16 protein-coding genes are annotated in these 12,789 nt (G+C 62.6%); 4 read left to right on the top strand and 12 right to left on the bottom strand.

Annotated elements, in window-relative coordinates; all coding sequences use genetic code 11:
* Positions 1-2: 2 nt before the first annotated feature.
* On the top strand, positions 3-977 hold the full coding sequence (locus Q0L62_RS01525) for a hypothetical protein (protein WP_296675410.1): 975 nt from the start codon (positions 3-5) through the stop codon (positions 975-977).
* Here Q0L62_RS01525 and Q0L62_RS01520 read toward each other — a convergent pair.
* From Q0L62_RS01520 to Q0L62_RS01480, 9 genes are read right to left on the bottom strand one after another with little or no spacing between them, the layout of a single operon-like run.
* On the bottom strand, positions 974-1,330 hold the full coding sequence (locus tag Q0L62_RS01520) for an iron-sulfur cluster assembly accessory protein (RefSeq protein ID WP_296675408.1): 357 nt from the start codon (positions 1,328-1,330) through the stop codon (positions 974-976). The genes Q0L62_RS01525 and Q0L62_RS01520 overlap by 4 nt on opposite strands.
* Positions 1,330-1,803 carry an SUF system Fe-S cluster assembly protein gene (locus Q0L62_RS01515; RefSeq protein ID WP_296675406.1) on the bottom strand — a complete coding sequence of 158 codons (474 nt, stop codon included), beginning with the start codon at positions 1,801-1,803 and terminating at the stop codon, positions 1,330-1,332. The genes Q0L62_RS01520 and Q0L62_RS01515 overlap by 1 nt, the downstream gene beginning before the upstream one ends.
* Positions 1,800-2,993, bottom strand: coding sequence for a cysteine desulfurase (locus Q0L62_RS01510; protein ID WP_296675552.1), 1,194 nt, complete (start codon positions 2,991-2,993; stop codon positions 1,800-1,802). The genes Q0L62_RS01515 and Q0L62_RS01510 overlap by 4 nt, the downstream gene beginning before the upstream one ends.
* Before the next feature lie 11 nt (positions 2,994-3,004).
* Positions 3,005-3,745, bottom strand: a complete 741-nt coding sequence (locus tag Q0L62_RS01505) for a SufD family Fe-S cluster assembly protein (protein ID WP_296675403.1) — start codon at positions 3,743-3,745, stop codon at positions 3,005-3,007.
* On the bottom strand, positions 3,742-3,867 hold the full coding sequence (locus tag Q0L62_RS01500; protein ID WP_296675400.1) for a hypothetical protein: 126 nt from the start codon (positions 3,865-3,867) through the stop codon (positions 3,742-3,744). Before Q0L62_RS01500 ends, Q0L62_RS01505 begins: the two co-directional genes overlap by 4 nt.
* Complete coding sequence (gene sufC / locus Q0L62_RS01495; protein ID WP_296675398.1) at positions 3,864-4,607, bottom strand: Fe-S cluster assembly ATPase SufC; 744 nt, start codon at positions 4,605-4,607, stop codon at positions 3,864-3,866. Before sufC ends, Q0L62_RS01500 begins: the two co-directional genes overlap by 4 nt.
* On the bottom strand, positions 4,607-4,948 hold the full coding sequence (locus Q0L62_RS01490; RefSeq protein WP_296675395.1) for a hypothetical protein: 342 nt from the start codon (positions 4,946-4,948) through the stop codon (positions 4,607-4,609). Before Q0L62_RS01490 ends, sufC begins: the two co-directional genes overlap by 1 nt.
* Before the next feature lie 2 nt (positions 4,949-4,950).
* Positions 4,951-5,445 carry a GNAT family N-acetyltransferase gene (locus tag Q0L62_RS01485; protein ID WP_296675392.1) on the bottom strand — a complete coding sequence of 165 codons (495 nt, stop codon included), beginning with the start codon at positions 5,443-5,445 and terminating at the stop codon, positions 4,951-4,953.
* Complete coding sequence (locus Q0L62_RS01480) at positions 5,442-5,927, bottom strand: endonuclease domain-containing protein (protein ID WP_296675388.1); 486 nt, start codon at positions 5,925-5,927, stop codon at positions 5,442-5,444. The genes Q0L62_RS01485 and Q0L62_RS01480 overlap by 4 nt, the downstream gene beginning before the upstream one ends.
* Positions 5,928-6,028: 101 nt before the next feature.
* Here Q0L62_RS01480 and Q0L62_RS01475 point away from each other — a divergent pair, with 101 nt between their 5' ends.
* Positions 6,029-6,712: a sulfotransferase family 2 domain-containing protein gene (locus Q0L62_RS01475; protein WP_296675386.1), complete on the top strand. Its 684-nt coding sequence runs from the start codon at positions 6,029-6,031 to the stop codon at positions 6,710-6,712.
* 14 nt (positions 6,713-6,726) lie between these two features.
* Here Q0L62_RS01475 and sufB read toward each other — a convergent pair whose 3' ends face one another.
* From sufB to Q0L62_RS01460, 3 genes are all read right to left on the bottom strand, one after another.
* Positions 6,727-8,202 carry a Fe-S cluster assembly protein SufB gene (gene sufB / locus Q0L62_RS01470; protein WP_296675383.1) on the bottom strand — a complete coding sequence of 492 codons (1,476 nt, stop codon included), beginning with the start codon at positions 8,200-8,202 and terminating at the stop codon, positions 6,727-6,729.
* Positions 8,199-8,606 (bottom strand): SUF system Fe-S cluster assembly regulator, encoded by a 408-nt coding sequence (locus Q0L62_RS01465; protein ID WP_296675380.1) that lies wholly within the window; start codon positions 8,604-8,606, stop codon positions 8,199-8,201. Before Q0L62_RS01465 ends, sufB begins: the two co-directional genes overlap by 4 nt.
* Before the next feature lie 65 nt (positions 8,607-8,671).
* Positions 8,672-9,601 carry an AraC family transcriptional regulator gene (locus tag Q0L62_RS01460; protein WP_296675378.1) on the bottom strand — a complete coding sequence of 310 codons (930 nt, stop codon included), beginning with the start codon at positions 9,599-9,601 and terminating at the stop codon, positions 8,672-8,674.
* A gap of 295 nt (positions 9,602-9,896) precedes the next feature.
* Here Q0L62_RS01460 and Q0L62_RS01455 point away from each other — a divergent pair, with 295 nt between their 5' ends.
* Both Q0L62_RS01455 and ggt read left to right on the top strand, forming a co-directional pair.
* On the top strand, positions 9,897-10,928 hold the full coding sequence (locus Q0L62_RS01455; RefSeq protein WP_296675375.1) for a quinone-dependent dihydroorotate dehydrogenase: 1,032 nt from the start codon (positions 9,897-9,899) through the stop codon (positions 10,926-10,928).
* Positions 10,929-10,938: 10 nt separating this feature from the next.
* Positions 10,939-12,660 (top strand): gamma-glutamyltransferase, encoded by a 1,722-nt coding sequence (gene ggt, locus Q0L62_RS01450; RefSeq protein WP_296675373.1) that lies wholly within the window; start codon positions 10,939-10,941, stop codon positions 12,658-12,660.
* Positions 12,661-12,789: the final 129 nt, after the last annotated feature.

Genomic DNA, 12,789 nt, shown 5'->3' with positions numbered 1-12,789 from the left:
CCATGACCATGCAATTCCGTGATCTTGCCGCACAAGCGGCAGCTGACGGCACGATCGATGCAAACGAAATCCTGGCGCTGCGCGGCGCTGGCTGGGCCGATGGCAAGCTTGATCCTGAAGAAGCTGAGAGCCTTTTTCTTGCCAATGAGCAGTTGCGCGACGCCAATGGCGAATGGGTCCGCTTCTTTGTCGAAGCTCTCAGCGCCTTCGTGGTCAACACCGTTGAACCTTATGGCTATGTTGATCAGACCATGGGCGACGAACTGATTAGCCGGATCGATCGCGATGGCAAGGTCGACACTTTTGCCGAGCTCGAGCTATTGGTTCGCGTGATTGAAATCGCCGCCAATGTGCCCGACAATCTTAAAGCATATACCTTGCGTCAGATTGAGGATGCCGTGCTTACCGGCGAAGGCCCGACCCGTTCTGGAATGCTCGATCCCAAGGCAATCAACGAAACCGAGTGCGACCTGCTGCGCCGGGTGATTTTTGCGTCGGGCGGTGATCGTCCAGCTGCGGTCAGCCGGACCGAGGCAGAAATGCTATTCCGCATCAAGGATGCTGCGTTACATGAGGTCAACGCTCCAGAGTGGCAGACGCTGTTCGTGCAAGGTGTTGCCAATTACTTGCTGGGTTTTGGCGGGCACGAGGCGCTGAGCCTCGATCGCGCCAGCGAACTTGACCGGTTCATGAAGAAGGAAGGCGCAGGCGTCGGCGGTTTTCTGGCCCGCATGCTGACCAGTAAGCCCGACTTTACCGGTTTTGGAAGTTTGCTTGGCAGCGAAGACGATGCCGAATACCTCGCAGACTTCAGCGATGAAGCCGAAGTGGCTGCGGTGTTTTCAGCCGACGAAAAATCCTGGCTACGCGACCGTCTCGACGCCGATGAAGAACTGGACGACCTTGAAAAGTCACTGATCGCCTTTATCGACGCCGAAACCGGGGAAAGCTTCGTTCCGCGGCCCGCGAAGGCCTAGATTGTAAAGCTTTCGCCGCAGCCGCAGCTGCCTTTGGCATTGGGGTTTTTGAAAACGAACCCCGCAGTGAAGTCGTCTTCGGCCCAGTCCATCGTACTGCCGATCAGGTAAAGCACTGATGCGCCGTCTATAAAGAACGTCCCGCCCGGTGTCTCGATCCGTTCATCCATGCTGGCTGCTTGGGTGATGTAGTCGACCGAATAGGCAAGGCCCGAACAACCCCGGCGCGGGGTAGACAACTTGACGCCGATCGCGCCTTCCGGCGCCTGCGCCATCAACGCAGCGATCCGCGCTTCGGCAGCGGGCGTCAGGATGACGGCGGCAGGGCGTTGGCGAAGTTTGCTTGTCGTCATCACAGCATTCCCAGTTCAAGGCGGGCTTCATCGCTCATCTTGGCAGGATCCCACGGCGGATCCCACACCAGATTGACTTCGCAGTCTCTCACGCCGGACACCGCGCCGACCCGCAGCTCGACCTCGCCTGGCATCGATTCGGCAACCGGGCAGTGCGGCGTGGTCAGCGTCATCGCTACCGCCACCGCGCCGTCAGCGTCGACGTCGACCCCGTAAATTAGTCCCAAATCATAGATGTTGACCGGAATTTCCGGGTCGAAAATGTCTTTTAGCGCGGCAATCACGGCTTCGTATAAGTCGCCGCCAGGTTCGCCGTCGGACACATTGTTAGGCTTTTCAGCAAGGAAGCCTTCCAGATAGTCGCGCTTGCGCTCCAGCTTGTCGGCCGGGCTTTCGGCATCGTCGACCCGCGCGCGCGGCGGCGGCGCAACGCTTTCAACGCTTTCGATGCTGAACTTGCTTTCCTCGTTCACCCGAAAATCCTCCTGGTGCGGTCGATCCCGCGCAGCAGCGCGGTCACATCGCCTTCATCATTGTACAGGCCGAAGCTGGCCCGCGCTGTCGCCGGCACACCAAGGTGTTCCATCAGCGGCTGCGCGCAGTGGTGTCCGGCCCGGATCGCCACACCTTCTTCGTCCAATATGGTGCCGAGGTCGTGCGGATGCACCCCCTGCAGCGCAAAACTGACAATTCCCGCGCTATCATCGGGCCCGAACAGGGTCACATCGTTCATCCGTCGCAGCGCGTCCCGGAGCGTGCGGACCAGGGCCAGTTCGTGGGCGTGGATCGCCTCGAGGCCAATTTCTGCCACATAATCGATCGCCGCACCCAGCGCGATCGCCTCGACAATCGCGGGGGTTCCGGCTTCGAACCGCTGCGGCGGCGGGGCAAAGGTTGTGCCGGCAAAACTGACCCGGTCGATCATCGCGCCGCCGCCCTGCCACGGCGGCATGGCGGCAAGAATGTCGGCCTTGGTCCACAGCGCGCCGATGCCGGTCGGGCCATAGAGCTTGTGGGCCGAAAAGACGTAGAAGTCGCAATCGAGCGCCGCGACATCGACCGCCAGGCGCGGCACGGCCTGGCAGCCGTCGAGCAGCAGCTTGGCGCCGACCCCATGCGCCAGCCGCGCGGCTCCAGCCACATCCAGGACTGAGCCCAGCACATTCGACACATGGGCCAGGGCGACCAGGCGGTGGGCCGGGGTCAACACGCGCTGTGCCGCATCCAGGTCGATCAGGCCGTCTGCGGTCAGCGGGCAGACGTCGATTTCCACCCCGGTACGCGCCGCCAGCAATTGCCAGGGCACGATGTTGGAATGGTGTTCAAGAACCGACAGCAGGATCCGGTCGCCTGCCTTAAGGTTCGCCTGCCCCCAGGTCTGTGCGACCAGATTGATCGCCTCGGTCGCGCCGCGGGTAAAGACCACTTCGTCCTCGTGCCCGCCGATAAAGGCGGCAACCTTGCGCCGCGCCGCTTCGTAAGCCAGCGTCATGTCGGCCGACCGGGCATAGACCCCGCGGTGGACCGTCGCATAGTCGCGCCCCATGGCGTGGGCCATGGCATCGATCACGGCCTGGGGCTTTTGGGCAGTGGCAGCGGTATCAAGGTAATGCCAATCGTCCGCCAACCCCGGAAACTGGGCCTTGCGGTTCACCTCAAGCAGCGCAGCTTGGCTCACAGCAAGGCCTCCAGCGCGGCGCGCGCCTGATCTTGCAGCACCGCTTCGTTCTGCGCCCCGGCGAGCGCTTCGGCAACGAAGGCCTGCAGCATGAGCCGCTTGGCAATCTCGGGCGGAAGCCCGCGCTGGGCCATATAGAACAGCGCGCCGGCATCAAGTTCCCCGACCGCGCAGCCATGTGCGCATTTTACATCATCGGCATGGATTTCAAGTTCCGGCCGGGCATTGGCGGTGGCTGTCCGGTCGAGCAGCATGGCCCGGACCGACTGTGCGCCGTCGGTGCCGTCAGCGCCCTTTTCGACCAGAACCTTGCCCAGATAATTGACCGTGCCCCGACCCGCCGCAACAGAACGGACCACCTGGCGGCTGACCGCCCCGGGCGCCGCGTGGACGACGCGGGTGACGATTTCGGCAGTCGCATCGCCCCCGGCAAGCTGCGCTGCGCCCAGATGGAACTGCGCCCCGGCCTGAAGGATGACACGCACCGCTATCCGCCCGGATGCTTCACCGGCGCTCAGCACATAAAGCGAAAACTGCGCGCCTGCGCCCAGGTCGATCGCGATGTCGCGAACCAGTGCATCGCTGCCGCTGTGGATCACCGTCACACTGCCCGTTTCGCCCGCAGGCACGACAATCCGCTGTTCTGTTACTGGCCACAGCGGTGCCAGCGCCGCCAGATCGGCGTAGCGAAAATCTTCTTCGCTGCGGGTCGGCAGGACGGCCAGATTCCCCGTCATTGCGCCACCTCTTGCCCGCGCAAGTTTTTCAGCTTGCGGGCAATGACAACAATCTGATCGTCGGACACATGGGCGGCAAGCGGCGAGGTTGACGCCATCATCAAGGCAAGGGTTGCGCTCATGCCGCCACGTCCTCGTACCCACGCTCTTCCAGTTCCAGCGCCAGTTCCGGACCGCCAGTACGCACGATCCGCCCCCCTGCCAGTACATGGACGAAATCGGGCTTCACGTAGTCGAGCAGCCGCTGGTAATGGGTGATCAGCAGCACCGCCTTGTCCGCGCGGCGCATGACCGCGTTGATCCCGTCGCCAACGATCCGCAGCGCATCGATATCAAGGCCCGAATCGGTTTCATCCAGGATCGCCAGCGTGGGATCCAGAATTCCCATCTGGACCATTTCGGCGCGTTTTTTCTCGCCGCCGGAAAAGCCGACATTCACCGGGCGTTTGAGCATATCCATATCGAGCTTGAGAAGCGCCGCCTTTTCGCGCGCCAGCTTTAGGAACTCTCCGCCCGACAGCGGCTCTTCGCCCCGGCTGCGGCGCTGGGCGTTGAGACTTTCGCGCAGGAACTGGACGAAGGACACGCCGGGAATCTCGACCGGATACTGAAAGCCCAGGAACAATCCCATTGCCGCGCGTTCATGCGGCTCATGCGCAAGCAGGTCTTGCCCCTGAAAGGTCACCGTTCCGCCGGTCACTTCATATCCGGGCCGTCCGCCCAGCACATAGCCCAGCGTCGATTTGCCCGCGCCATTCGGGCCCATGATGGCGTGAATCTCGCCCGCGTTGATCGTCAGAGAAAGACCCTTGAGGATCGGCTTATCGGCAACGGCGGCGTGAAGGTTATCGATAATCAGCATTACGGTTGGAAACCTGCATTCTTGGCAACAAGGATGGTAAGATCATGGTCAATGCCGCGCCGCGCCTGTTGGCGCAGCCGGACCAGAAGATCACGATCGGCGCGCGGGTTCGCCGCATCGACGCGGGCGTCTGAAGCGGTGTAGGCGGTGTTGAGCTGCGGCCGGCACAGCGATCCGATCGCCACCAGTGCCGCCTGCAAGGTGTCGCGCGGCGCGCCTGTTGCTCCGGCGGTCACGCATCCGCGCAAGCGGCTGATCGCCAGATCATAAGACGGCCCATCGTCGGCCGCAGCGGGCGCGGCGACGAGCACCGAAACAAGCATGAGAAGGAAAATGCGCATCGTCATGCTCCCAGTGCAAAGCGCTTGTGCACGCGGTCGACCAGCGTCCCGTCATCCAGGGCCGCCGATCGTGTCACGCCGTGATCAACAAAGCCTTGCTTGGCGTAAAACGTCAGTCCGCCTGTATTATCGGCGCGGATCGTCGCGTTGATCGCGCTGTGGCCTAACGCGCGAGCGCGCGCGACGGTTGCTGGGAACAGTGCCGAGCCGACCCCGCGCTGCTTGCCGTCCACTCGCGCAAAAGTGCCAATATCGCCGATGTCCGCGGGCAAGCCTGGATAGCGGCCCAGGGTCTGGAAGCCAGCCAGCGCGCCGTCATCGCCCACTGCCACATGGCAGCACAGCACCTGCGGACCGGTCAGGTAGGCCTCGTCCAGGGCTTCGGGCGTAAACTCGCGCTGCAAGGCCGTTGTGCCGCCAGCGCGAATCACCGCGTTGAGCATTTCCGCCAGCGCCGGCGCATCGGCGCTGGTTACGGGGCGGATGGCAAAGCTCACCGGGAATAGTCCCGGCCGGCGCGCGGCTGGCTGCGCCGGGCGCGGCCGCGTTCATCATAGCGCGCCTTCATCGCCGCGACGACCGCTGCAACAACCGCGTCGGGATCGGCCAGCACGTCCGCTGCGGCAAAGCGCAGCAGGTTGATGCCGACCGCTTCCAGGCTTTTGTCGCGCCGTGCAGTCACTGCCGGATCGCCGCCTTCGTCGATCGACACCGCGATCTTGAGCGGGTTGCAGGCAAAGTCGACAATGGCCGATCCAATCACCTGCTGGCGGGTCAGCTTGTATTTGCCGAGATTTGCCTCGTTCAGCTTCTCGCCCAGCAGCTTCTGCGCCGCAGTCGGGTTTAGCTTCGCGATCCGCGCCTGTTCGTGGATGGCGTCGAGCCGCGAGGTTGAAATTGCCCAACCGCGCCCGCGTTTTTCGATGGCGGGGGCGTCGGTGCGTTCTTCGGGCGGGAGGACGGAAAGGGTCTTTTTCATGTCATGCTGCAGTTGATTGCCATATAAGTTTTTACTGGTGCGCAAGTCGAAGCCGGCCGCCTAGCTGCGGCGCCAACATCTTCGAACTTTGAGATAAATTCATGCATCTGGCTCAGCGCCTGGTCACTTTGGCGTCGCATTTTCATACCGGAGAGCTTACACTTCAACGCGTCCGTGCGCGGCGGCGCGGCGACAGCTTTCGCGATGCCGGTACGACATATATCCACGTTCCGCGCACCGGCGGCACCAGCATTGCCAGCGCCATATTCGGACGCTTCATCGGCCATTTCAGCCTTGCCGACCTGCTGGCTGTGTCCGGCCCCCGGGTGCTTGCTCTTCCGCGCTTCACGATCGTCCGCAATCCATGGGACCGGCTTATTTCTGCCTGGACATTTGCCAGCCAAGGACGGGGGGACGCAGGCGACATCTCCATCAAGGTCAACCCCCGCGTGCGCAAGGAAATCCAGCGCTTTCACAGCTTTGAAGCCTTTGTGGAGGAATGGCTTTTTGTTCAGGACACGGCAACGCGTGACGGGATCTTCCGTCCTCAACATGGCTACATTGTTGATGGTGCGGGGCGTATGCGGTTCGATCATGTCGGCCGGATGGAAAGCATGGCCATGACCCAGGATTGGCTGAGCGACACCTTGAAGCGCCACGTTGTTTTCGGCCATGTCAATCGCAGCGCGCGGCGCGACTATCGCGGCTATTACACACCCCGGCTGCGTGATCTGGTCGCTGCAGCCTACGAACGCGACATCGCACTTCTCAATTACGACTTCTGAGGTCCGGGCCAAACTCATCCGACCGATCCTTCAAGGGAAATACCCAGCAGCTTCTGCGCCTCCACCGCAAACTCCATCGGCAGTTGCTGCAGCACTTCCTTGGCGAAACCGTTGACGATCAGCGCCACCGCTTCTTCGGTGCCAAGCCCGCGCTGCTGGGCGTAGAACAGCTGGTCGTCCGAAATCTTGCTGGTGGTCGCTTCATGCTCGATCTGCGCGCTGGGATTGCGCACTTCGATATAGGGCACGGTGTGTGCCCCGCAATCCTTGCCGAGCAGCAGCGAATCGCACTGGGTGAAATTGCGCACCCCTTCCGCCTGGGGGGCAACGCGGACCAGACCGCGATAGGTGTTCTGGCTTCGCCCGGCCGAGATGCCTTTGCTGATGATGGTCGATCGGCTGCCTTTGCCGTTATGGATCATCTTGGTCCCGGTGTCGGCCTGCTGGTAATTGTTGGTGACCGCGACCGAATAGAATTCGCCCACAGAATCTTCACCATTCAGTACGCAGGAAGGATATTTCCAGGTGATCGCCGATCCGGTTTCAACCTGGGTCCACGACACCTTGCTGCGCTTGCCCTGGCACAGCGCGCGCTTGGTGACGAAATTGTAGATCCCGCCCAGTCCTTCGGCATTGCCAGGATACCAGTTCTGCACGGTCGAATACTTGATCTCGGCATCGTCCAAAGCGACCAGTTCGACCACCGCGGCGTGAAGCTGGTTTTCATCGCGCATCGGCGCCGTGCAGCCTTCAAGGTAGCTGACATAACTGCCCTTGTCCGCCACGATCAGGGTGCGTTCAAACTGCCCGGTGTTTTCGGCATTGATGCGGAAATAGGTCGACAGCTCCATCGGGCAGCGCACGCCTTCGGGGATGTAGACAAAGGTGCCGTCGGAAAAGACCGCCGAATTGAGCGCGGCAAAGAAGTTGTCATGGATTGGCACGACCTTGGCCAGCCATTTCTTCACCAGATCAGGGTATTCGCGAATCGCTTCGGAGATCGACAGGAAGATGACCCCGGCCTTTTTCAGCTCTTCGCGGAAGGTGGTTGCGACGCTGACCGAATCGAACACCGCATCGACCGCGACCTTGCGTGCGCCTTCGACCCCGGCGAGCACTTTCTGCTCTTCCAGCGGGATGCCCAGCTTCTTGTAGACCTCGAGGATTTCGGGATCGACCTCGTCCAGGCTGGCCAGCTTGGGTTTGGCCCGCGGCGCGGCATAGTAATAGGCATCCTGGTAATCGATCGGCGGGACATTCAGCTTGGCCCAGTCAGGCATCGGCATGGTCAGCCAGTGGCGAAAGGCCTTGAGCCGCCATTCAAGCATCCATTCCGGCTCGTTCTTCTTGGCCGAAATGAACCGGACGGTATCTTCGTTCAGGCCCTTGGGGGCGAAATCGGTTTCGATATCGGCAGACCAGCCGTGTTCGTAATCGGCGACCTTGGCGGCGGCATCGCGCGCGGCCTGATCCTTGACCATGTCGTTCATCGGCCCGCCTCCGCCAGGCGGGTCAGCGGCACCGCGGAAAGCGCACCGCGCAGCGCGCTGCTTGCCTCGGCCCAATGCGGGCGGACCATGCAGCCCTCTTCACGGGCACAATCGTGGGCCTCGTCCGCACAGGGGGCGAGCGCGATCGGGCCGTCGACCGCCTCGACAATATCGGCCAGCGTAATCGCCGCAGCCGGACGCGCCAGCTTGAGCCCACCGCCCACCCCGCGTGACGAACGCAGCAGACCCGCAGCGGTCAGGCGGCTGACCAGCTTTTGCACCGTCGGCACCGGCAGGCCGGTTTCTTCGGCCAGCTGCGCCGCTGCAACGCGCGAACCGCCGCAATGGCGCGCGGCGGCGCTCATCGTCAGGACAGCATAGTCGGCCATATTGGAAAGGCGCATTGCCCGCTCCGGTTAAATCGGAAAGAATCGTTCCGATTTCCACCTAGTCGCGGAAACTGCGATTTTCAACCCTTGGGAATGCGCGCGAAACTGGGGCGCCGGTGGCGGAAATTGTCAATTCCGTTCATCGCCTGGGTCAACGCGGATTCCTCGGCCACCAGCCGCGTCGGGGTTCGTCCCAGGTAATGGCGCATCTCACGGATCAGGTGCGACTGGTCATAGAACAGATTGGTCAGGGCGGCGGCGCGTTCGTCATCACAATCCGGCGATTGCAGCAGTGCCGCCACACGCAGCGCACGGTACTTGCGCACCAGTTCGCGCGGAGTAGCACCGAAATAGCGCTTTACCAGGCGTTCGACCTGCCGGACCGAATAGCCTGTAGACCGGCCCAGCGCCGACAGTTCGGGGTCGAACGAGGATGATAGCCAGTCCCCCGTCTCGCGGATCAGGGATATGTGGCGCGGCGACGGCATTTTCATCTGCGCCGTCAGGATCGCGGCCAATTCGGCGCAGATCGCCTCACCGGTCAGCGCAGCGCTGACATAACCGGTACGCCAGCGCCGCAAGGCCGGGCCCGCTTCATCGCCAAGCCAGCTGGCTGCAGCAAGCACCTGGTTGCGCGCTTCGAAGGCCGGCATCCCCGTAAGAGCGCCCCAGCCAAGCGGCGACAAGGCCGCACCGACCAGGTGAAACGGTCCATCGGCGGTTACATGGGCAGCGCCGCTGGTCGGCGTCAGCAAGGCAAGTGGCGGCGCATCCACGCTTTCGCCATGCGCAAAGGTAACTTTGGCACTGCCCGAGAGGAGCGCCATGACATAACCGACGCCTGCTGGAACTACATCGGAAAGCAGGATTTCGTCGCAGGTAAAATGGTACAAGGTGACCACGAAAGGAGCGAGCGCGGCCGGCACCGGAAAATGATCGAGGCGGATCAGACTGGACGATGTCAGCTGCCCTTTGGCTGCCTGATCGTCTTGCCCGCTTGAAAATGTCACCCGGCCTCCTTTGCAGAAGATCATCGTGGCACTGCCAGTAACGTCTATGCAACATAAAAGAGCGGCTCCCCCGGGGTGCCGGGAGAGCCGCTTTGAGTTACAAGAACTCGTCGCAGAAAGCTTCGAGCCCTTCGGGTCGCGAGGTCTGACTACGCGATTCGGTTTGCAGGCGATTGTATGGAATCGACAAATTTTCGGATGAATCGTGCTATTTGTCGGTTGCAATCAATTTAAAACAATTGACCTTTTGACTGCATCGACACGGCCGAACACGCCTGTCATAGGCGGTTGCGCCATGATCTATGCCATGTTCCGCCCTGTCATGCGGCTGCTCGACGCCGAAGATGCGCATCGCCTTGCGATACAATCGCTCAAGCTCATTGCGCTGGGCGCAAAGCCGCGCGCCGACGGGCCACTCGCGACCAAGGTGGCGGGAATTGCCTTTCCCAACCCGCTTGGCATTGCCGCCGGTTTCGACAAGGATGCCGAGGTTCCGGACGCCTTGCTTGGCGTCGGCTTCGGATTTGCCGAGGTCGGATCCATCACCCCCCTGCCCCAATCCGGCAACCCGCGCCCGCGCCTGTTCCGGCTGGAGGAAGACCGCGGCGTGATCAACCGCATGGGGTTCAACAACCGCGGGGCCGAGGCCGCCATTGCCAGGCTTGCGCGGCGGGCAGGCCGGCCAGGAATCGTCGGGATCAACATCGGAGCGAACAAGGATTCGGTCGACCGCGTAGCCGATTATGCCACCATGGCGCGCTTGATGGCGCCGCTGGCAAGCTATCTGGCAGTCAATATTTCCAGCCCCAATACTCCGGGACTGCGCGCTTTGCAGGATGAAGGGGCGCTGGCCGGGCTGCTCGATGCCGTTATGGCGGCGCGTGGTGCAGACGGTCCGCCGGTGTTCCTGAAAGTGGCGCCGGATCTGGAGCCGGCGGATATCGATGCCATTGCCCGGATTGCGATGGACAAAAAGCTGGGCGCGCTGATCGTGTCCAATACGACAATTTCCCGCCCGGCGTTGAAATCGCGCTTTGCTGATGAAGCCGGGGGCCTGTCGGGCACGCCATTGCGCGATCTGGCCCAGCAGCGGCTGCGCGATTTTCGCCTGGCCACCGGCGGTGCGCTGCCGCTGGTCGGCGTTGGCGGGATTGCAACGGCGCAGGATGCCTGGGCGCGCATCCGCGCCGGGGCCAGTCTGGTGCAACTCTATTCGGCCATGGCTTTCGGCGGCCCCGGCATTGCGCGGTCAATTACAGCTGGTATCCGGCGCCAGATGCAGCGCGACGGGTTTGTCACCATTGCCGAGGCGGTTGGAACAGAATAGCGTGAAGGCCATGACCCTTCGCACACACGTCGCCCTGCTGGCACTGCCCGTCCTCTCCGCCTTCGCAGTCGTTCCCGCGGCACTGGCCCGTCCTGCAGCAACACAGGTCTACACCAAGGGCATGGTCAGCGCGGCTGATCCCCGCGCAGCCGATGCCGGGGCACAGATGCTGCGCGCGGGCGGCAATGCGACCGACGCCGCGATTGCAACGATGCTGGCGCTATCCGTGGTCGAACCGCAGAGTTCTGGAATCGGCGGCGGCGGCTTCTTCGTCGAAACCGGGGCCGACGGGCATGTCGTTACCATCGACGGCCGCGAAAAGGCGCCGGCAAGTGCCAGCGACCAATGGTTTGTGCGCGATGGCAAAGTCATGAGTTTTTCAGATGCCGTGCCCGGTGCAATCAGCGTGGGCGTACCCGGAAACGTAGCCCTGGCTGCCAAGGCGCACAAGGCCCACGGCAAGCTGCCCTGGGCGCGGCTGTTCGCCCCGGCAATCAATTTGGCCCGACACGGTTTCGCCATTACCCCGCGGCTCAACGCCGCACTGAAGAACAGCGCAGCGACCGCCGCGTTTACGCCTGCTGGCAAAGCCCTGTTCTATGACGCGTCGGGCCAGCCCAAGGCGGTTGGAACGCGGGTGATCAATGCGGAAATGGCAGCAACGCTGATGGCGATTGCGGCGCGGGGCCCCAGGGCCTTCTACAGCGGACCGAACAGCACCAGCCTGGTCACCGCATTGGTCACCGCCGCGCGTAATCCCGCGCCGGTTACCAAGGAAGATGTCGCGGCCTATGCCGCACAGAACCGGGAACCGGTTTGCGGCAATTATCGCCTGTACCGGATCTGCGGGATGGGCCCGCCCAGTTCCGGCGCGACCACGGTTTTCGCCACGCTGAAACAGCTGGAACGGTTTGACCTGACTGCACTGGGCAAGGATTCGCCTGTAGCCTGGCACCTGATCGCCGAATCGATGCGCCTCGCCTATGCCGACCGCGCCCGCTATTCTGGTGACGCTGATTTCGTGCGCGTGCCGGTGGCGGGGTTGACCGATCCTGACTATCTGTCGCAGCGTTCCGCACTGATTTCGCCGGAAAAGACCATGCCTGCGGTCAGCGCCGGCATGCCCCGCGGGGCCGAAAGCCTGGTTCTGGCCGATCCCGCCCCGCAGGAAGAGCACGGCACGTCGCACTTTGTCGCAGCTGACCGGCGCGGAAATGTTGTCACCTACACCTCGACAATCGAAAGCGCGTTTGGATCGGGACTGATGACGGGCGGCTATTTCCTCAACAACGAGTTGACCGATTTTGACATGAACCCGGTTTTTGGCGGCAAACCCGCCAACAACCGCGTGCAGGGCGGCAAACGCCCGCGCAGTTCGATGAGCCCGACCCTGGTATTCGGGCCGGATGGCGCCATGCGGCTGGCCGTTGGCGCCGCAGGCGGCGCGACGATCCCGGCACAGGTCATCCGCGCAGTGATTGGCGTACTTGACTGGAAACTGTCGGCGCAGGATGCGCTGGCCCTGCCGGTGCTGTTCGCTCCTGGCGGCGATGCCGTCTACGTCGAACAGGGTTCCGCTGCCGAAGCGATGGTTCCGGCGCTGACCGCACTGGGCCATGCCAGTGTCACCGCGCGTGCCCTGCCGCTCAAGGCCAATGCCATCGAAATGGTCGGCGGCGTGCTGATCGGCGCTGCCGATCCGCGCAGCGAGGGTAAGGCCGTGTCCGAATAAGGCCAAGCCAATGCTTGCCGCTAGGCCAAACCCCGCCTAGTTTGGGCTCCGGGTTTGAGGAACTGTGCAGCATAATAAAGGGGCTTCCTGCACGTGGTTGATATTTCCGATCTGCCGACCAGAAAGAAT

It is taken from the genome of Novosphingobium sp. (assembly GCF_024642085.1).
Taxonomy (GTDB): Bacteria; Pseudomonadota; Alphaproteobacteria; order Sphingomonadales; family Sphingomonadaceae; genus Novosphingobium.
Note: the sequence above shows the minus strand (reverse complement) of the source record. Positions and strands in the feature narration are given on the sequence as shown.